At 69.8% G+C, this 19,318-nt stretch carries 17 protein-coding genes and 1 pseudogene; 8 read left to right on the forward strand and 10 right to left on the reverse strand.

What is annotated here, in order from left to right:
* Positions 1-127 precede the first annotated feature (127 nt).
* The 3 genes from ABH935_RS05500 to ABH935_RS05510 form a co-directional block, all read right to left on the reverse strand.
* Entirely contained in the window at positions 128-535 is a 408-nt protein-coding gene (locus ABH935_RS05500; protein ID WP_370376658.1) for a winged helix-turn-helix transcriptional regulator, read from the reverse strand.
* 105 nt (positions 536-640) lie between these two features.
* Entirely contained in the window at positions 641-1,684 is a 1,044-nt protein-coding gene (locus tag ABH935_RS05505; protein ID WP_370376659.1) for a transporter, read from the reverse strand.
* The gene (locus ABH935_RS05510; protein ID WP_370376660.1) at positions 1,681-2,424 is read right to left on the reverse strand and encodes an ABC transporter ATP-binding protein; all 744 of its coding nucleotides are present in this window, start codon (positions 2,422-2,424) and stop codon (positions 1,681-1,683) included. The genes ABH935_RS05505 and ABH935_RS05510 overlap by 4 nt, the downstream gene beginning before the upstream one ends.
* Positions 2,425-2,568: 144 nt before the next feature.
* Between ABH935_RS05510 and ABH935_RS05515 the strand changes: the two genes are divergently transcribed.
* Together ABH935_RS05515 and ABH935_RS05520 are read left to right on the forward strand one after the other, a co-directional pair.
* On the forward strand, positions 2,569-3,795 hold the full coding sequence (locus tag ABH935_RS05515; protein WP_370376661.1) for a sensor histidine kinase: 1,227 nt from the start codon (positions 2,569-2,571) through the stop codon (positions 3,793-3,795).
* Positions 3,792-4,454 (forward strand): response regulator, encoded by a 663-nt coding sequence (locus ABH935_RS05520; RefSeq protein ID WP_370376662.1) that lies wholly within the window; start codon positions 3,792-3,794, stop codon positions 4,452-4,454. Before ABH935_RS05515 ends, ABH935_RS05520 begins: the two co-directional genes overlap by 4 nt.
* A 43-nt stretch (positions 4,455-4,497) precedes the next feature.
* Here the strand turns inward: ABH935_RS05520 and ABH935_RS05525 are convergent.
* Positions 4,498-4,773, reverse strand: a pseudogene (locus tag ABH935_RS05525) (phosphodiester glycosidase family protein); the annotation flags it as partial.
* Positions 4,774-5,186: 413 nt separating this feature from the next.
* Here ABH935_RS05525 and ABH935_RS05530 point away from each other — a divergent pair.
* On the forward strand, positions 5,187-8,096 hold the full coding sequence (locus tag ABH935_RS05530; RefSeq protein WP_370376663.1) for a BTAD domain-containing putative transcriptional regulator: 2,910 nt from the start codon (positions 5,187-5,189) through the stop codon (positions 8,094-8,096).
* A 269-nt stretch (positions 8,097-8,365) separates the two neighbouring features.
* Here ABH935_RS05530 and ABH935_RS05535 read toward each other — a convergent pair whose 3' ends face one another.
* Positions 8,366-9,124 carry a TetR family transcriptional regulator gene (locus ABH935_RS05535; RefSeq protein ID WP_370376664.1) on the reverse strand — a complete coding sequence of 253 codons (759 nt, stop codon included), beginning with the start codon at positions 9,122-9,124 and terminating at the stop codon, positions 8,366-8,368.
* 115 nt (positions 9,125-9,239) lie between these two features.
* Here ABH935_RS05535 and ABH935_RS05540 point away from each other — a divergent pair, with 115 nt between their 5' ends.
* On the forward strand, positions 9,240-9,749 hold the full coding sequence (locus ABH935_RS05540; protein ID WP_370376665.1) for a nuclear transport factor 2 family protein: 510 nt from the start codon (positions 9,240-9,242) through the stop codon (positions 9,747-9,749).
* Positions 9,750-9,780: 31 nt separating this feature from the next.
* Here the strand turns inward: ABH935_RS05540 and ABH935_RS05545 are convergent, their stop codons facing one another.
* Positions 9,781-10,416, reverse strand: a complete 636-nt coding sequence (locus tag ABH935_RS05545) for a GntR family transcriptional regulator (RefSeq protein ID WP_370376666.1) — start codon at positions 10,414-10,416, stop codon at positions 9,781-9,783.
* Between the two features lie 290 nt (positions 10,417-10,706).
* On the opposite strand from ABH935_RS05545, the gene ABH935_RS05550 reads away from it, so the two are divergent.
* From ABH935_RS05550 to ABH935_RS05565, 4 genes are all read left to right on the forward strand, one after another.
* Positions 10,707-11,699, forward strand: coding sequence for a hypothetical protein (locus tag ABH935_RS05550; protein WP_370376667.1), 993 nt, complete (start codon positions 10,707-10,709; stop codon positions 11,697-11,699).
* A 98-nt stretch (positions 11,700-11,797) separates the two neighbouring features.
* A complete protein-coding gene (locus ABH935_RS05555) occupies positions 11,798-12,586 on the forward strand; it encodes an SDR family NAD(P)-dependent oxidoreductase (protein ID WP_370376668.1) in 789 nt (262 codons plus the stop codon).
* 80 nt (positions 12,587-12,666) lie between these two features.
* Positions 12,667-14,004, forward strand: coding sequence for an aspartate aminotransferase family protein (locus ABH935_RS05560; protein ID WP_370376669.1), 1,338 nt, complete (start codon positions 12,667-12,669; stop codon positions 14,002-14,004).
* A gap of 25 nt (positions 14,005-14,029) precedes the next feature.
* The gene (locus ABH935_RS05565) at positions 14,030-14,641 is read left to right on the forward strand and encodes a VOC family protein (protein ID WP_370376670.1); all 612 of its coding nucleotides are present in this window, start codon (positions 14,030-14,032) and stop codon (positions 14,639-14,641) included.
* Here ABH935_RS05565 and ABH935_RS05570 read toward each other — a convergent pair.
* The 4 genes from ABH935_RS05570 to ABH935_RS05585 all read right to left on the reverse strand — a co-directional run bounded on the left by ABH935_RS05570 (position 14,625) and on the right by ABH935_RS05585 (position 19,210).
* The gene (locus ABH935_RS05570; protein WP_370376671.1) at positions 14,625-15,488 is read right to left on the reverse strand and encodes an oxygenase MpaB family protein; all 864 of its coding nucleotides are present in this window, start codon (positions 15,486-15,488) and stop codon (positions 14,625-14,627) included. The two genes, ABH935_RS05565 and ABH935_RS05570, sit on opposite strands and share 17 nt — an antisense overlap.
* 151 nt (positions 15,489-15,639) lie before the next feature.
* On the reverse strand, positions 15,640-17,277 hold the full coding sequence (locus tag ABH935_RS05575) for a lectin (RefSeq protein WP_370376672.1): 1,638 nt from the start codon (positions 17,275-17,277) through the stop codon (positions 15,640-15,642).
* Between the two features lie 213 nt (positions 17,278-17,490).
* Positions 17,491-18,309 carry an ABC transporter permease gene (locus ABH935_RS05580; RefSeq protein WP_370376673.1) on the reverse strand — a complete coding sequence of 273 codons (819 nt, stop codon included), beginning with the start codon at positions 18,307-18,309 and terminating at the stop codon, positions 17,491-17,493.
* A 148-nt stretch (positions 18,310-18,457) separates the two neighbouring features.
* On the reverse strand, positions 18,458-19,210 hold the full coding sequence (locus ABH935_RS05585) for an ABC transporter ATP-binding protein (RefSeq protein ID WP_370376674.1): 753 nt from the start codon (positions 19,208-19,210) through the stop codon (positions 18,458-18,460).
* Between the last annotated feature and the right edge of the window lie 108 nt (positions 19,211-19,318).

The raw sequence follows: 19,318 nt of genomic DNA on the forward strand, positions 1-19,318 counted from the left end.
ATGGTCGGCCGATACGCGGGGCTGGTGCAACGGGGCACGGTCCGTGCTCGGTGCATTCGCGGGCGTGTGCTGGATGCTGTGGCTGGCTGGCTGGCTGGCTGGCTGGCTGGCTGGCAAGCAGGCAGCGTCAGCCGCCCCGATTCGCCCGGTCGTCGTACTCCTCGCGCGCGGCCAGCACCTCGGTCGTGTGCTCCAGCGACCACTCCGTGAGTGCCTTCACCGGCCCGCGCAGCGTCACGCCCAGCGGCGTCAGCTCGTACTCCACCCGCACCGGCACCTCCGGGTACACCGTGCGCAGCACCAGGCCGTCGCGTTCCAGCGCGCGCAGCGTCTGCGTCAGCATCTTCTCGCTGACGCCCGCCAGCCGCTTGCGCAGGTCGGTGAAGCGCGATCTGCCGTGCTGTCCGAGTGCGCCGAGCACCAGGATCGACCACTTGTCGCCGATCCGGTCGAGCAGGTCCCGCGACGGGCAGCCCCGCTCGAACGGGTCGTAGGAAGGTGCCTCGGTCACGTTCACGGTCGCGACAGACGCCACAGCGCTCACCTCATTTCTTTCCGCCGGGCGGCTACCTTACCGAGAAGCAGCTACTTCCCAAAAGTGAGCTACCTGCCGGCCGGACCAAGCGCGAACCACGCGCCGCTACGAAAGCCGCACCTTCCGGATCCACACCACCCCGCCCGCAGCCAACACCACCGAAGCACCCAGCAGCATCGCCGTCTCGATCCCCTGGAACTCCCAGAACCGGTCGGCGGGCTGATACGTCACCACCTGCCGCAGCCCCAGCGCCCCCAGGCAGTCGTCCGTCTGCGCGATCCCCAGATTCGTGCACTGCGACGCCTGCAGCAAGCTGAACCCGCGCCCGTCCGGCGTGACCGTCCGGTCCGTGACGATCCACGCCCCGCGGATGTCCACCGGCACCGTTACCTGCCCCTCGTTCCCGAACTGCGCCGACCGCAGATCCGCCGCCGTCAGCACCGGCCTGGTGATCGTCGCCGGCGCGACCAGATGCGGCCGCACCCACGTCGGCACGACGAACTGCACCGCCGCTACGACCACCAGCGTGGCCGCCATCGCCGGCACCGTCCGCCGCACCACCACCCCGAGCACGACGCCCACCACGAACCCGAGCGCCGCGTACCCCAGCGGCACGACACCCCGCGCGTCGAACACGATCTTCTGGAACCGGCTGATCTGTGTTCCGACACCCTGCGAACCGCCCCCGACAGGAAAGCCGCCGGCCCGATCGATCGGCGCAGCCCACCAGCTCAGCGCGAGACTGACCAGCCCGGCGAACGCCATGCTCGCCAACCCCAGCGCCGCGATCTTCATCACGGCCCAGCGCGTAGGCGTGACGCTCTGATGCCACACGAAGCGCAGCGTCCGCCCCTCCACCTCCCGAGTGATCATCGGCGCGCCCCAGAACGCCCCGATCAGCGCCGGCGTGAGCAGCAGCAGTCCGAGCCCGGTGAAATACAGCACCGGATAGACCCCGTCCGCCTTCATCGAGGCCAGGAAGTGTGTCGTCGCCGCCGAGCACGACGAGCCACACGACGGCAGGCCGCTGGAATCGTAGAGCCCTGACAACCCCGACGCCGTCGTCGCGAGCGCGACAGCGAACGCGACAACGACAGCCGCAGCGACAACCGCCGAGGCACGAAACTGCCGATAGACAAGCCAGATCATCGCTGAGTCTCCACTTCCGAACGCGAGGCGCGGCTCATATGCGCCAGAACCAGCTCTTCCAAGTCCGCGGGTCCGCCCTGTGCCGCGAGCAATTCATCAACCAACCCCGCCGCCTGAATACGAGACGCGGCGATCACCACCAGGTAGTCGCAGAACCCTTCGAGATCCGAGACCAGGTGCGAGGAGAGCATGACCGTCGTCGCCCGCTCCACAACCGCCTCCCGCAGCTCGTCCCGGAACTCGCGCCGAGCCAGCGGATCCAGCGATGCGACCGGCTCGTCTAGGATCAGCAGCTCAGGACGCTTCGCGATGGCCATCGTCAACGCCAACTGCGCACGCTGACCGCCGGAGAGCCGCCCCGCCTTGCGCCGCGGATCCAGCGCGAGCCGTTTGATCCGCTCCTCGGCATACGACTTGTCCCAGCGCGGATTCAGGCGCGCGCCGAGCCGCAGGTGGTCGGCGATGGACAGCCCCAGATACGTCGGCGTGTCCTGTGCCACGAAGCCGACCTTGGCCAGGTGCCCCGGACCGCTCCCGGGCCTCCCGCCGAGCACCTCGATCGCCCCGGCGTCGGGGGCCAGGTGGCCCGTGATCAGGTTCAGCAGCGTGGTCTTGCCGGCGCCGTTGGGGCCGACGAGTCCGACGACGCGGCCAGCCGGGATGCTCAGCGTGCAGTCGGTCAGGGCCCAGCGGCTGCGATAGCGCTTGCCCAGCTGACGGGTTTGGATGGCGGTGTTCATGCGATCCAAAGTGCCGCCCGGCGCCCCCGCGAGTCGTCGGACCGTGGCATCGACCTCCGCGCCCCGATCTGGCCTGAAGTACGACGCGCGACATCGTCTCTGAGGCCGACGCGCGCTCAAGCACTGCGCCGGTACCGTCATGCCATGGACGCTCACAGCCCGCCGCTGGTCACCCGCCTGGCGCGCCTGCGCCTGCGGCCGTGGCAATGGGCCACCGTCGACTGCGCCGTCGCCGTCCTGGCGGTGGCCGCGGGCAAGGTGCCATACCTGCGCTTCCCGGGCTGGCTGGCCGTCGCCGTCCTGCTCCTGGCGTCCCTTCCCGCCGCCCTTCGCCGACTCTGGCCGCGTACCGTCCTCGCGGTCGTCGTGGTCAGCTCGGCGCTGGCCATCGCGGGCACCGCCGTGAACGCTCCGGTCTACATCCCCGTCGGGGCCTGCTACGCCGTGTCCCTGATCCCGCTACGGTTCCCCCGGCGTGAGGCGCTCTGGCTCCTCCTCGCGACCGTGCTCGCGGTGGGAGCCGGATTCGCCGTCTATGCCGCAGGTCCCGGCAACGCCAGCTCCGGCGACACCGGCCGCTTCGCGGCGGAGACCGGCGTCTACGTCGCGGCCGCCTGGCTGGCCGGCTACGCGCTCCAGCAGCAGCGTTCCTACACGGCCAAGGCACAGGAACAAGCCGCGCAGGAAGTGCGCGAACAACTGGCCGAAGCCCGCCGCATCAGCAGCGAGGAGCGGTTGCAGATCGCTCGCGAGCTGCACGACGTCGTCGCGCACACTGTCAGCCTGATCGCCGTCCAGGCCGGCGTGGCCAACTATGTGGTGAAGACGAACCCTGACGAAGCGGCGCGCGCTCTGGCGTCGATCGAGACGACTAGCCGCGGCGCTCTGCGTGAGATGCGGGTTCTTCTGGCGATGCTTCGCGCTGATGACAGTGCGGACGGCAGCGTGCGTGGACAGCAGGAGGCTGAGTTGGTGCCGGTTCCGGGGCTCGTCGACCTGGATGTTCTCGTGGCACGGGCCAATGAGGCCGGACTTCTGGTGGATCTGGAGATCCACGGCGAGCGTACTGTCGTCGCCGCTGGTATCGACCTGGCTGCATACCGGGTGATTCAGGAGGCGATCACCAACGTGGTGAAGCATGCGGCGACGGACACGTGCCGCGTGACGGTCAGCTATGAACAGGACGCACTGTCGGTGCAGGTGACGGACAACGGCACAGCCGGGGCCAGCCAGATCTCCGGTCTGGGACACGGCATCGTCGGCATGCGGGAGCGGGTCATCATGTACGGCGGCGACTTCCACGCCGGACCGTTGCCCGGCCGGGGTTTCCGGGTGTCCGCCCGGATCCCGCTGACGGAGGCCGGATCATGACGATCCGGGTCCTGGTGGCGGACGACCAGGCGCTGGTGCGCGGCAGCTTCAGCCTGCTCGTGGACTCCGCGCCGGACCTGTCGTCGGTCGGTCAGGCGGCGACCGGCGCCGAGGCGGTCGAGCTCGCCGAGCGCGAACACCCCGACGTGGTCCTGATGGACATCCGGATGCCCGGCATGGACGGGATCGAGGCGACGCGCCGGATCACCGCCGCGTCGCCGACACCGCCCATCCGGGTCCTGATCCTGACCACCTTCAACATCGACGAGTACGTCTTCACGGCCCTGCGTGCCGGGGCCAGCGGCTTCCTGCTCAAGGACACGCCGCCGGCGGACCTGCTGGCCGCGATCCGCGTCGTCGCGGCCGGCGAGGCGCTGCTGTCGCCGAGCGTGACCCGGCGCCTCATCGAGGAGTTCACCCGGCGACCGGAGCCGTCCCGGCGACCGCTCGGCGTCCTGGAGGACACCACCGACCGCGAACGCGAAGTCCTGACGCTCGTCGGCCTCGGCATGTCGAACGACGAGATCGCGGCGCATCTGCACGTCAGCCTGTCCACGGCCAAGACCCACATCGGCCGGCTGCTGATGAAGCTGGACGCGCGCGATCGGGCCCAGCTGGTGATCGCCGCCTACGACGCCGGCCTGGTCAAGCCCGCGTGAGCGGACCAGGCCGGCGGCGTCGTAGGCGTCGTGGTCGTTGTGGTTACGGCAGCACCTGAACCGTGTCCCCGACCGCCCGTTCACCGGTCGCGTCCGACGGGTTGGTGACCAGCTTGCCGTCCACGGCCATCGCCGTGGACCCGCCGCCGTCGAGGTTCAGCGCCTGCACCGCGCCGAGCGAGCGCATGAACTCGGCCTCCTCGTAGAGCGTGAAGCCCTCGCTGCCGGCCGTCTGGCGGCCGTCGACTGTGACCAGGAGCAGGTCGCCCTTGGCGTCGGTGCCGGCCATGGTGCGCGGCTGCCGGGCGTTGGCCCACTGGAAGCCGTGGGCCTGGAGCCGCGCGGCGGTGGTCTGGGCCCAGGAGTGCGAGGCGACCTCGGCGTTGGCGGGGCTGCCGGTGACGGTGCTGGTGACCGGCTGTTCGAGAGCGACGGTCCAGAACGGGGCCACGCCGGGGTTCTTGATGGTCACGGTGCTGAGGTCGGTGGCGGTGGCGGTGGCGGCGGTGGAGATGGTGGTCTGTGCCTGCGCCGTGGTCGCGCTGTACGCCGCGAGCGGCACGGACAGCGCGAGCACGGCTGCCGCCGTGAGTGCGCCCCTGGAAGCCGTGCGACGAACGAGGTAATAGCAGGCCCAACTTCCCGAACGAATTGTGGAAGGGCGAGGCGTAGCCTGTGTCTGGCCGCCTAGGCTGTAAGGACCTTGCTAGACGCACAACGGGAGGCACGGCCGTGCGTTTCGCCATATTGGGACCGACGACGGTGGACCACGGAGCCGGGCCGGAGGAGCTGCCGCCGGGTATCCCCGAGTCTGTGCTGGTCGTGTTGCTGCTGAGCAGCCCGCGGGCGGTTCAGCTCGACGTGCTGATCGACGCGGTGTGGCCGGAGCGGACGCCGATGGCCGCCGTGGAGTCGCTGCGCAACCATCTGAGCCGGCTGCGGCGGTTCCTGGGGCCGGTGCTGGCCGAGCGGTTGACCACGCGGCCGTCGGGCTACCTGATCGATCTGGACGGGGTCGGCTTCGACGTCGCAGAGTTCTTAGAACTGTCGCGGCAGGGACGGCGGTTGGCCTCCGGCGGCGTGTGGACCGAGTCGGCGAAGGTGCTGACCGCCGCGCAGGAACTGTGGCGGGGCGAGCCGCTGGCCGGGCGGATCGTCGGGCTGGACCTGGCCAGCCGGTTGCGGGCGCTGCGGGAGGAGCGGCTGTTGGTGCAGACGGTCCGCATCGACGCGGACCTGCGTCTGGGGCGGCACCGGGAGGTGGTCGGGGAGCTGCTGGACCTGACCGCGACGCAGCCTTTGCACGAGCCGGCGTGGCGGCAGCTGAGCCTGGCGCTGTATCGGGCGGGGCGGCAGGCCGACGCGCTGGAGGCGTTCCGGCGGTTGCGGAATCTGCTGGACGAGCAGTTGGGGGTCGAGCCTTCGGTCGAGCTGCGGGATCTGTATCAGCGGATGCTGAATCAGGATCCTGCGCTGAGTGCGGATGTCGAGGAAGGCTCCGACTCGGTGGATTCGGCGTCGGACCCGGTGGTGAAGCCTCAGCCGTCGGCGTCGGCATCGGTGCCGATGCCACCAGCCGCCGAAGTGATCGCAGTAGCCCAGCTGCCGGCCCTCATCGGCGACTTCACCGGCCGAGACGAGCAGATCCGGTTCCTGCACGAGGCGATCACCGTCCGGTCGGGGCGGGCCGGTCAGGTGCCGGTCGCGGTGATCACCGGCGGGGGCGGGCTCGGCAAGACGTCGCTGGCCGTCGCCGCGGCGCATCAGGTGGCGGATCAGTTCCCTGACGGGAACCTGTTCGTGGACCTGCACGGCATGGACGCCGCGACGCGGGACCCCGGCGAGGTGCTGCGGCAGTGGTTGGTGGACCTCGGGACTCCGGCGGAGGCAGTGCCGGTGGACGCGGAGGCTCGGCAGGCGCGGTTCCGGAGTCTGACGCACGGCAAACGGCTGCTGGTCGTCGTGGACAACGCTCGCAACGCCGCGCAGGTGCTGCCTTTGCTGCCGGCCTCGCCGGGCTCTGCTGTTCTGGTCACGAGCCGATCGCGGCTGAGCGATCTGCCGGCGACCGCGCGCCTCGATCTGGAGCCGATGTCGGCGGTCGAGGCGCTGAACATGTTGGGGGAGCTGGTCGGGGTCGAGCGGTTGCGTGCCGAGCCTCAGGCCACTGATGACATTCTGCGGGTTTGCGCCGGTCTGCCGCTTGCGCTGCGGATCGTCGGCGCGCGGCTTCAGGCTCGGCGTTCGTGGCCGGTGCAGGCTTTGGCGACGCGATTGGATGACGAGCACCGGCGGCTGGACGAGCTGCGGATCGGGGATCTGGCGGCGCGCGCTAGCTTTGAGGTCAGCTTTCGGGGTTTGCCTGCCGGTGCGCGTCCTGAGTCTTCGCCGGCTCTGGTCTTCACGCTGCTCGGGCTGGTGGGCGGTCCGGACATTTCGGTGGCGGCGGTCGCGGCTCTGGCCGGTGTTTCGCTCGACGATGCTGAGGATGCCCTGGACGTGCTGCTGGACGCGCACCTCGTGGACAGCGTGATCCCCGGGCGTTACTTCCTGCACGACCTGCTGCGGGACTTCGCTCGCGAACTAGCCACACCCTCCGCGGGAGATGACCCCGCCCACGCTTCGGATCGGTCGGCGGCGATCGCTCGGCTGATCCACTGGTACTGCCACGCTTCCTCCTCCGCGGCCGATCAGCTGGCGCCGAGGACGAACACCTGGGATCTGCTGTCCAGGATCTCGGAGCCCGAGGCGGTTCCGAGCTTCGCCGATCGCGACGCGGCGTGGCAGTGGTTCCTGGTGGAGATCGCCAACATCCAGGCGGCCGTGGTCTCCGCGGAGTCGGACCTGCCCGGGCCCGAGGCCTGGGTGCTGGCCTCGCAGCTGGTCCTGTTCTTCACGCAGGGCAGCCGCTGGGCCGAGGCGGCGGAGACGTTCACCGTGGCGCTGCGATCCGCGGAGCGGGACGGCGATCCGCTGGGGCGGGCCCGGATCCTGAGCGTGCAGGCGTACGCGTTCGGGCACCTGGAACGGCACGCCGAGGCCCTGGACGCGGCCGGGCTCGGGGTCGAGGCCGCCGAGCAGGTCGGCGACCTGCGGCTGCTGGTGATCGCGTACAACGCCTACGGCTGGGTCCTACTGAAGGCGGGGCACTACCGCGAGGCCGTGGCCAACCAGCAGAAGATGGTCAAGGTCCTGCGGATCATCGACATGCCCGAGCGCACCGCCGCCGGCCTCGCCGACCTCGCCGAAGCCCTGACCGCCTGCGGCGAGCACGCCGAGGCCGCCGCGGCCCTGGAGGAGGCCCTGCCCCTGGCGCGCAAGGCGGAGCGGCCCTACATCGAGGCCTACATCCTGAACGCCCTCGGCACAGCCCACACCTCCAACAACAGCGCCGAGGAAGCGGTCTCCCTCCTCACCGACGCCGCCAACCTCCGCGCCACCATCGAAGACCAAGCCGGCCACGCCGAAAGCCTCCTCCGCCTCAGCCAAGCCCAAGCCGCCCTCGGCCACACCACCACCGCCGCCGCCACCTGGACCCAGGCCTCGACGATGGTCGACGCCATCGCCAGTTCCCGCCTGATCGACCTGCGCGCGGAGCTCTCCGAGCCGGTGGCGGCGGGCGACGCGGCGGAGGGCGAGTGAGGGCGCCGGGATCGGGGATCTCGGGTGCGCGATCGCCGCAGACACCGGGCTCGCGGCAGGGCCGACACGACTGGTACCGCGCTGGTCGGCCAGAGTCGCGTCGCCTCCCGATTGCCGAGCACCTCGCCCGCGCGAGCGCGCGCCGCCTTTCGGCTCGCTAACCGAGCCGCGCCCGATCAATCGGCTCCGACCAATCCAACTCGGGCCCGATCGGCACGAGTTCCCGAGGGGTTGAATCCTTTGCTCTCAGCAGGCGATGGTCACGATGGTCAGGTGACGGAACGCTTCCGATACGCCCGCTGCCGGCACGAAGCCCCGCAGTAGCGAGCCGGACGTCCCGTCGGCGAGGCGTGAAGCGGCGCGCCGCACTCGGCACACCGGAGATCCGGAAGATGCGAAACGCTCGGAGTTTCGTAACGCGCGTCGGCAGCGAGGGAACTTTCGTCACACAACAGCGCTCCGGCCACAAGATCCACCAGCCGTGCTGACCGCGCCCCCTCACGCGCCCGAGAAACCGTCGCGGCACCGAGCACCAACGCCCGCACATCCGCCACGTCAAGCTCGGCCCGAATCTGCCCGGCCTGCTGCGCCCTGGCCAACAGCGCCCCCAGCGCCGCCTCGAACACCCGGTTCGTCTCAGGATCCGGTATCAGCCGCTGCTGATCCTCCACATCGACGGACTCGCAAACGGCCTTGTTCACCGCGGCCGCGTCCACCAACTCCCGAAACAGCGTCATGAACGCCCGGCCCGGATCCTCAGCGCTCAACAGCTCATCGGCGCGCTCAGTCATCCGCACGAGCCCGCGGCTGAACACGGCACGCAGCAAATCCGCCCGAGTGGGAAAGTGCCGATACACCGTCCCGACCCCGACGCCGGCCCGCTGCGCGATGTCGTCGAAGGACACGGAGATCCCCTGTTGGGACAGCATCTCCCGCGCCGTCTCCAGCAGCAGAGCCCGGTTCCGCATTGCGTCGGCACGCCGGGGGAGGGGGAGCACCGCGCTCTGCGTCTCGCCGGTCGTCGTCATCACCCGCTCCTTGACTTACGGAGAGAGTTCTCCATATCGTCCTTCCAGTACCGGAGAAATCTCTCCGGTATCGACAAGTCTACCAGCGTCATCTTCAGTAAGTGGAGGGGCTTTCGTGACAAAGACAAACACGCAGCCGGCAGTGACGACCACCGAGGCCACTGAGGCCACTGAGGCCACTGAGGCCATCGAGGTCATCGAGCGGCTGCGAGAGGCGATGCAAAGCGGCCAGAACGAACTCTTCATCTCCCAGTTCGCCCCGGACGCGGTCTACGAGACCCCGTTCGGCCTCGACGGCCCGAAGCGCTGGGAGGGCTTCGACGCGATCAGCGCGCACCTGCGAGGCGTGGCCGCGAACTCCGCACGCGGCCTCCTGACGTTCGACAAGGTGACCGTCGCCGTCCACCCCGGCGCCGACCCGGAGCAGGTCACGGCCCAGTTCACCGTCGAGGGCACGGTCAAGGCCACCGGCGAGCCCTTCGTGCTGCCCTCGTCGATCGGCGTCATCCACGTCCGCAACGGAAAGATCACCAGCTACCAGGACTACACCAACACCCTGCGCGGAGCTCAGATAGTCGGGGGACTGGAGCAGTTCGCTGCGATGCTGAGGCATGCACAAGGCTGAACGCGGCAAGGTGGCGGTGACAGAAGCCCCGCTACCTCAACTTCCGCAACGTGACGTCCAGCGCTTCGAGAACATGCTCACGCGCGGCGGCGGCAGCCGCGTCGGGGTCGCGCTTCGTGATCGCCTCAAGGATCTTCGCGTGCCCGGCGACGGCGGCGGCAGCCTCTTCCCGTGTGTAGAGCCGAGCGATCTCGTGGTTGAAAAAGTGCTGCGAGTTCCGCTCGTTGACCGCCGCCAACCGGGGATTGCCCGAGGCCACCATGACCGCCTCGTGGAACGCCTCGTTCAGCGTCACGAGCTCCTCGCGGGGACGGTCCACGACGCCGGGGTCGTGGGCCCCGATCGCCGCGAGCGCCCGCACCGTGCCGGGGTCGGCCCGCTCGGCGGCCAGCCGCGCCGCCATCGCCTCCAGCGCAGCCCGCACCTCGTAGATGTTCTTGATCTCCTCGGCACTGTGTTCGTGCACGACGAAACCCCGGCGCGTCGCCACCACGAGGCCTTCGCTGGCCAGCACCTGCAACGCCTCGCGGACCGGAGTGCGCGAGATGTCCAGGCGCTCGGCGAGTTCACCAGCGACGAGGTGGGTGTTCGGCCGGATCCGGCCGGCGATGATGTCGGAGCGCAGTTGCCGGAGGGCTTCTTCTGCGAGGGAGACCGCAGGGGTCATCGGTGCGTGGGTTCCTTCCGGCGCGCTTGTGGGAGCAGCCATTCGAGCATAGTGCATGCGGTTGTGCATGCACTATGCCATGACCCCTCCCAGATAGTGGGTACGTACCTATGATAGGCCTCAACCTACGGTATCCTACGGGGCATGATCTCCACGAACACGACCTTCAACGATCGTTGAAGGGTTTGTCCGGGCCGACCGTCAACTCGATGATTCTCTTGCGCGCACCATGACGCGCTACGCAGAGCCCTGACAGGGGAGGGTCCCGTGAAGCTTCTGGGGGCGGTCTCATGGCCTTCTCGCGCATAGACCTCGGGGACATGACCCGCCTGCGGGTGAGCGTCATCCGCGATCCCGTACCGATGCTGATCTCCCTGCTCGCCGACATCTACGGCGACCGGCCGCAGGGAGTGCCCGAGCCCTGGCGCCGGCTGGTGCGTGGGTCGATGTCGACCGACGCCGCGGCGGTGCTGCGCCCGATGTTCGCGCCGGGCACGCCGGTGCTGCCGGACTGCATCAGCCCGCCGATCCGGCCGAACCTCGACAGCTCCGATCCCGGAGGGCATCTGGAGCGGATCCGCGGGGCCGATCCCGACGTGCTGCTGGCCGAGCTGCACGGGATCTTCGGCGACGACGTCCCGCTGCCGTGGCGGCCGGTCGTCGCCGCGCCGGAGCGATGGCTGCGGGGCGTCGCTGACGTCATGGCGGACACCTGGGGTGCCTTCGCCCCGGTGTGGAGCCGCGCTTCGGAGCTGTTCGACCGCGAGGCCGAGCGCATCGGCGGGGCCGTCGTCCGGGGCGCGCCGGAGGCGGTGCTGCTCGGCCTCGGCTCCCGCCACCACTACCAGGACGGAAGCCTGTACATCGAGGACCGCTACCCGGAGGACTTCGCGCTGGAGGGACGCACGCTCGCCTTCGTGCCGATCATCTCCAGCGCGGCGCCGGCGCTGTGCGAGCTCGACCGCCCCGACCTGGTGTGGCTCGGCTACGCCATGCCCGGCCAGGGCCGCCTGCACAGCGCCGCCGCCCCGGCCCGCGCCGACGCCGGCGCCGACGCCCTCGGTGTGGCCATCGGCGCGGCCCGCGCGCTGATCCTCAGGACCCTGACGACGCCCGCGACGATGTCCGACATCGCCGGCTGGATCGGCGCCACCGCCCCGGCCGCCACCTACCACTGCCGGCACCTGGAGGCCGCCGGGCTGCTCACCCGCCGGCGGCAGGGATCGCGGACAGTGGTGCGGCGGACGGCGCGGGGGGAGGCGTTGGTGGATCTGTTCTCGTGAGGCAAGCCGCACTCCACCTTGCTGCATCACAACCTTGCTGCATCCACAACTGCATGCAACAATGAATTCGTTCCACGAGGCACGACAAACGGGGAATCATGAACGATCTGTTCGACTTGACCGGCACCGCCGCGGTCGTCACCGGCTCCAGCCGCGGCATCGGCCTGGCCATCGCCGAAACGCTGCTCGCGCAGGGCGCACGGGTCTGCGTCAACGGCCACGACGACGCCGAGACCACCCTGGCGTTCAAGGAGCTCAGCGAGCAGTACCCGCCGACCGCCGACGGCGTGCCGCGGGTCGCGCAGCTGGCCGGCGACGTCACCGACGCTTCCGTGGCGCAGGGGCTCGTGGGCACGGCCCTGGAGGCGTTCGGGGCCGTCCACCACGTCGTCTGCAACGCAGGCATCGACATCATCAAGCCGGCTGTCGACTACACCGTCGAGGAGTGGGACCGGATCCTGACGGTCAACCTGCGCGGAGCCTTCCAGCCCGCGCAGGCCGCCGCGCGGCACTGGATCGAGAACGCCGGCGGCGGATCGATCACCATGACCTCCTCCATCGCCGGCTCGGTGGGCATCCCGACCCTGGCCCCGTATGCCGCCAGCAAGGGCGGGATCAACCAGCTCGTCCGCACGCTCGCCGCCGAATGGGCCCCGCACCGCATCCGCGTCAACGCGGTCGCGCCCGGGTACGTCGCCAACATCATGGACAGAGTCACCGCGCACGACGACCCGGCGTCCGACCGGCGCATCGAGACCTTCACGCCGCTGGGCCGGCGCGCGACGGTCGCCGAGATCGCCGCGCCGTACGCCTTCCTCGCCTCCCCGGCCGCGAGCTACGTCACCGGCTCGATCCTGGCCGTCGACGGCGGATACACGGCCGTGTGACCCACGCAGGGGAGAAGGGGAGGAGTGTCATGTGCCGGAGCGCTCACACACTGGAGCCCGATCGCCAGACCGTCGAGGCGATGGGACAGGCGATCATCACGAGGATCGCCGACTACATCGACGCGCTGCCGGCCACGCCCGCGAGTCACTTCGGTGACGACGAACAGGTCGTGACCGGGATGCTGCGTCCGCCCGACGAGACGCCGGGCAACTTCGACGAACTACTGGACGTGTTCCGCTACGCCGCCGCGTTCGGGCTCGACCCGGCACATCCCGGCTACTACGCGTACTTCCCGGCAGGTGGCCTGGTCTCCTCGGCGCTCGCCGATGCTCTGGCTCAGGTCTACAACCGCTTCACCGCGGTGGCGACGCTGGCGCCGGCCCTCGTCGCGATGGAACACGGGGTGCTGCGCTGGCTGGCCAAGGAGTTCGGGCTTCCCGAGGGTGCCAGCGGGCTGATCACCACGGGAGGGTCCCTCGCGACGTTGACGGCGCTGGTCGCGGCGCGTGACGACCGGCTCGGGGAGAACTTCGCCGGCGGGACGTTGTACGTGACCGAACACACGCACTACTGCGTGGCGAAGGCGGCGCGGATCGCTGGGTTCCCCGCTTCTGCCGTGCGGGTCGTGCCGACGCGGCAGCTTCGCATGGATCCGTCGGCGGCGGCCGGCCTGATCCGCGAGGATCGCGAGCGCGGCTTCGAGCCTTTTCTGCTGGTCGGGACTGCGGGCACGACGAGCACAGGCAGCGTGGACCCGCTCGCGGAGCTCGCCGAGATCGCGGCGGAGGAGTCGCTGTGGTTCCACGTCGACGGTGCGTACGGCGGCGGCCTGCAGCTGACGGACCGGGGCCGCAAGCGGCTCGCCGGTATCGAGCGTGCTGATTCCGTCGTGGTCGATCCGCACAAGAGCCTGTTCTTGCAGTACGGGACCGGGGTCCTGCTGGTGCGGGACACGTCGAAGCTGCTGGCCGCCCACGCCGACGACGGCCACTACCTGCAGGACGTGCACGAGGTCGACGACCTGCCCGACTACGGGCATCTCGGACCGGAGCTGACGCGGGAGTTCCGCGGCCTGCGGCTGTGGCTGCCGCTGCACCTGCACGGCGTGGCCGCGTTCCGTGAGGCGCTGGACGAAAAGCTCGACTTGGCAGGGCTCATATATCGAGAGCTGTCCGCCGATCCGGTTTTCGAGGTCCCCTGGGAGCCCGACCTTTCGGTGGTGGTGTTCCGAATGCGGGGCGACGATGAGGATAACCAAAGGCTGCTTGACCGGGTCAATGCGACCGAGCGGATATTCTTGTCCAGTACGCGCGTCGAAGGCCGCTTCTTCCTGCGAATGAATCCGACCAGTCATCGCACGCATGTCGATGACGTCCGCAATGCGTTGGCGATTCTCCGGGCCTACGCCCGGACCTGACAGCTGTGAGAGAGCGGTGACAGACATGAAGCTGGCTGGAGTCGTCATCGACGCGCTTGACGTCGCGGCGTTGGAGAGCTTCTGGACCGAGGCGACGCGCGGGCGTACGGACGGCCTGGGCCTCCGGTTCGCCCCGACCGACCGGCCGAAGGCCGGCAAGAACCGGCTGCACCTCGACGTGGCCGGCGGTCCTGACTGGCCGGCCGAAGTCGAGCGGCTCCTGGCGCTCGGCGCCACGCGTGCCGACATCGGGCAGGGCGACGTGCCCTGGGACGTCTTGGCCGATCCCGAAGGCAACGAGTTCTGCGTTCTACGCCCCGGGCATCCCGGTGTGCTCGCCGACGCCGGGCTCGTCGCGATCTGCCTGGACATCGCGGAGCAGGACCGCGCCGAGCGGTCGGCGTTCTGGATGTCCCGTACCGGTTGGACCCACTTCGAATCCGGCGCCTGGGGTTTCCGGCTGCGACGCGCGGACGACAGCCCGGTGTCCTTGGTGATGGGTCCGCCGGCGGCGGCGAAGACGGGACGCAATCGGCTGCGGCTCGACGTTCTCGCCCCGGACTCGGACAGCGGCGAACTGCTCGATCCGGCCGGGAACGAGTACGAAGTCCGGGGCGGCGCTACTGCGCGGGGTTAGGTGCGGTGTTGTCCGGCCCCAGCTGCTCGACCTGGTAGCCGTCCGGGTAGCTCGGCGCGGTGCCGAGCGTGAGATAGGGCTTCGTGCGCGGCGCCTTCCACGCTTCGGTCGTCGCCCGCAGCCGAATCAGGCTATTGACGAGAGCGCGCACCGGCAGCGCCGGCGTCGGGGCGCCGACGGCCGCCCGCAGCGACGGTGTCAGCAGCGTGTCGGCGACCGGCCCGGCCAGTCCCTTGAGCCGGTCGGGCAGACGCCCGGCGAACAGCCCGCGGGTGGCCGCCATCAGGGCTTCGGCGGCGGCGGTGTGCCCGAAGTGCTCGGCCTCGTAGGTGTCGAGCAGCTTCTCGAACCCGGCGTAGTCGGCGGGGATGTCGCTGACGTTCATCAGCGTGCCGAGCCGCCGGTAGAACTCGACGGTCGCGGTGCGCTCGTGGCAGCACAGCGGGCGCCAGCCGGTGCGGTCGATCCAGCGCGTCGGCACGACGACGAACGTGGCCAGCACGTAGCGGTAGTCGCCGGCGGAGATCTCGAAGCGGTGGTGGATCTGGTTCAGGCGCTTCACGGCGGCCCGGCCGTGCTCCGCCGCCAGGCCGTGCGTGATCATCTCGTACATCAGCAGGCCGGTGTCGTCCGCGCGCTTGCGCGAGCGCTCGGTCATCTCGCCGGTCGAGTGGAGCAGCTCGGCGATGGCCGGGATCCCGAACGTCCGGTAGAACGCCAGGTTCAGCCCCAGCATCGTCTCCCAGCCGAACTCGTACTGCGCGACGGTGCGGTAGATCTCCTCGTGGTCCTTGACCGGGTCCAGGGTGCGGAGGTGCTTGAGTCGGGCCAGGTCACGGTTGCGCATGGGTTCGGATCCTACCGGCCGCCGCGCGGCGTGCGCTGGGCGATGGGCGCGGGCGACCCGGGCGTGCTCGGTGTCACAGTGGCCTGATTCGGGTCGCGCCCTCGCCGCCCCTGCGAGGGAGGCGGTGAGGGCGCGAGTTGTCGGCCGCTGCTCAGTGTCCTGCGGTCCCGGTGCTCCACAGCGTCGCGCCGCTGGAACTGAAGATCACGGTGTTCCCGTCGTTCTGCACCGTCAGGTAAGCGCCGTTGTTGCCGGCCGTGTTGCTGGCCCACAGCGGCGAGCCGTTGCCGTCGTAGATCACGAAGTTGCCGTCGCCCTGCATGATCGCCCTCGCGCTGGCCTTGCCGACCGTGTTCGAGGCCCACAGCGGCGTGCTGCCTTGGTAGAGCACGAGGTTGCCGTCGCCTTGCAGGATCAGGGTGAAGCGGCCGTCGCAGGACAGCGTGGACTGGTTCACCGTGAGCTGCTGGTTGGCGGTCAGAGAACCGCAGCCGCCACCGCCGCCGCTGGAGACCTCCGGCGGGGTGGGCCGCGTCGAGGTGAGAGCGAGCTGGCCCTTGAGCATCCTGCCGCCGTCTCCGGTCAGGCGCATGTAGTAGTCCGCGCTGCACGCCGTGCCGTCCTCGTCCAGGGAGAGCAGGCCGGAGTTGGTGGGGACGTACGCCTGGGTCGGGGCGGTGTTGAGGATCTGGTTGCCCTCGCCGTACTCGTCGAACATGGAGATGTAGATGCCCTGCGCGCCGACGCGGACCATGTTGTAGAACTGCGCCCACATGAAGTCGCCGTGGGCGCGCTGGCGGCCCGAGAGGTCGCCGGGCAGGACGCAGGGCTGGTAGTCGATGCCGTTGGAGTTGCAGTAGGACTGGTCGCCGGTGTTGACGTTCGTGTAGAAGTTGTTCGAGTCGTTGACCGAGCCGATGCGGCCGACCATCCACGGCGAGATCATGTTGAAGGCGGAGTAGACGTTCTGGTAGCCGGAGCGCGAGTCGTTCACGCCGGTGCGCCAGTAGGTCGGGACGCCGCCCATCACGTAGCAGCCCTGGTCCTTGAACCACTGCACGACCGACAGACAGTCGGCGGCGGACCAGGGGTGGTTCGCGTCGTTGAAGCCGAAGCCCCAGATGCCGACCACGGGCTTGCCGTTCTGGTGCGCGTACGCCGAGGACGAGGCGTACTGTGACATCACGTTCGTCCAGTCGGCGGGCATCTCGGTCTTCATGTTCGTCCAGCCGGACGCGTCGTACATGATGTAGAACTTGCGGCCGTACTGCTGCGCGGCGGTGTTGACCTTCGCGGTGACCGCGTTGCGGGTCGGGCCCTCGCTGCCGTTCGGGTCGAAGCGCTGGAGTGCGGCGGTGTCGCAGCCGTGCTGCTGCATCAGCGAGAAGTGCGCGTTGACCGTGGACTGGTCGTAGGAGGAGAACAGGTTCGGCGCGGCGCCGTTGCCCAGATTCGCGTAGCCGGTCCGGTAGCCGTTGGTGTATATCGACATGTCCGGCCACGCCTTGAGGTTCTGGTTGCTCGGCGTCGGGGCCTGCGACTCGTTCTGGCTCCAGTGCCACCACGCGTTGATCGGCGCCCCGTCGCCGATGCAGGCGAACCAGCCCTGGTAGCCGACCGTGATCTTGCCGACCACGTCCCCGGCGGCCGAGGCCGCGGGCCGCGCGGCGCCGGCCGCGGTCGCGGGCTTGGGTCCGGCGAAGGCCGAGGTCAGCTCGCTGCCAGCGGCGGCGGCCAGGGCCGTGCCGGTCAGGGCTGAGGTCAGCAGGGTGCGTCGGGAGAGCGTCATCGACAGCCTCACTCGAATCAGGGGGTTGAGGGGGAACGGGCACGGACAAAGTACCGCCCGATTCCGGGGAATGGAGTCAAGAGTTCGCCAAGAAAAGGGCTCGGAATTCTGATTTCTGGTGAGGCGAATCGGTCTATTAAGTTCTGGAAGCCGCCTGTTGTCAGAAAAGACGGTTGACGTGTCCGGGAAGTGAATTCTCGACCGGTGTGGGCCTCACGCGTCACGGGTCGCGCGCCACGCGCCGGCCCCGACGAACACGACCAGGTAGAGGACGAGATCGAACAGCGAGAAGGCGAGCGAGGGGATGCGCGCCGCGTGCGCCCCGGTCGGCGGGGTGAGTGTGGCGAGGCGCGTGGCGGCGTTGATCGGGGTGAGGTGGTCGAGCAGGTAGGAGCTGCCCTCGAAGGTGCGTGCGACCGGGTATGTGAGGAAGATCAGCGCGAACATCGCCGACAGCGCCGCCGCGGTGTGGCGCAGCAACGCGCCCAGCCCGAACCCGGCCATCGCGACGACGGCCATGTAGAGCCCGGCGCACGCGACCGCGCGCAGCACGTGGGGATCGCCGAGCGAGATGTTCAGGTGCTGCCGCCGCAGCACCACCTGCCCGAGCAGGAACGTGGCGAAGGCGAGCACCTGTGACAGGACCAGCGCGAACCCGCCGAGCGTCAGTGCCTTGGCGAGGTACCCGCGCGCCCGCCGCGGTGCAGCGGTGAGCGTGGTGCGGATCATGCCGGTGGCGTACTCATTGGTGACGGCCAGCACCCCGAGCGCCCCGAGCGCGAGCTCGCCGAACTGGAACCCGCTGAGCGGATCCCCGACCGGATCGAACGCCGCGCGGTCGGCGGCGGACATGGTGGCCCAGTGGCCGGTGACGGACAGGACGTCCATCAGCCCGACGCCCAGGCTCAGGACGACCGCGACGGCCACGGTGACGGTGGTGGAGCGGATGGTGCGGAGCTTGATCCACTCGGCGTGGACGAGCACGGGGAAGGTGGCTCGGGTGGCCGGTGGGGTGGTGCCGAGGCTGGTCATTGGTGGTCTCCTGGAAGTTGGCGTGGATGGCGAGCGGTGAAGGGCGGTAGTTGGGTGGCGCCAGGGCGGTGCCGGCGGCCAAGGGCGAGTAGTGCCCGCGAAAAGTGGTGCGGCGCTGCGGTATCTCCTGCTGCTCAGTGACCCGCGGCTAAGAAAGCGCCCGATACTCCACCGCCGAGGCGGTCAGGCGCATGTACGCGTCCTCCAGCGAGGCGCCCGGCCCCGCGTCCGCGAGGAAGCGTGCGACGTCGGTGTTGGCGAGGAGGCGGCCGCGGCCGATGATGATCAGGTGGTCGGCGGTCAGGGCCATCTCGCTGATCAGGTGGCTGGACACCAGCACCGCGCGGCCCTCGGCGGCGAGAGACTTCATCAGGGTGCGGATCCAGCGCACGCCTTCCGGGTCCAGGCCGTTGACCGGTTCGTCCAGCAGCAGGACCGGCGGGTCGCCGAGGAGGGCGGCGGCGATGCCCAGGCGCTGGCGCATGCCCAGGGAGAACGTGCCGACCCGCTTGCCCGCCGCGCCCGACAGTCCGGTCAGCTCCAGCACGTGCGCCACGCGGCCGGCGGGCAGGCGGTTGCTCGCCGCCAGCCACGCCAGGTGGTCGCGGGCCCGCCGGCCGGGGTGGACGGCGCTGGCGTCGAGCAGTGCCCCGACCTCGCGCAGCGGCTGGGGCAGTGCACGGAACGCGCGGCCGTGGATCAGGGCGCGGCCGGCGTGCGGCGTGTCCAGGCCCAGGATCATGCGTAGCGTCGTGGACTTGCCGGCGCCGTTCGGGCCGAGGAAGCCGGTGATCTTGCCCGGTGCGACGCGGAAGCTGAGGTCGTCGACCGCCGTCTCGCGGCCGAATCGCCTGGTCAGGCCCTGGACTTCGATCGGCGGCGGGGAGCTGGAGAGGTTCATGGGCCAACCGTGCCCGCACGCCGGATCCGGCACATCTGCCTGCGGCCGGGTTGCGCCTATGCCTGCGGGCATACGCCGAGAGAACGATGCCGCGCCCGCCGTGCGTGC

The sequence above is a fragment of the Catenulispora sp. GAS73 genome (genome assembly GCF_041262085.1).
Lineage (GTDB): Bacteria > Actinomycetota > Actinomycetes > Streptomycetales > Catenulisporaceae > Catenulispora.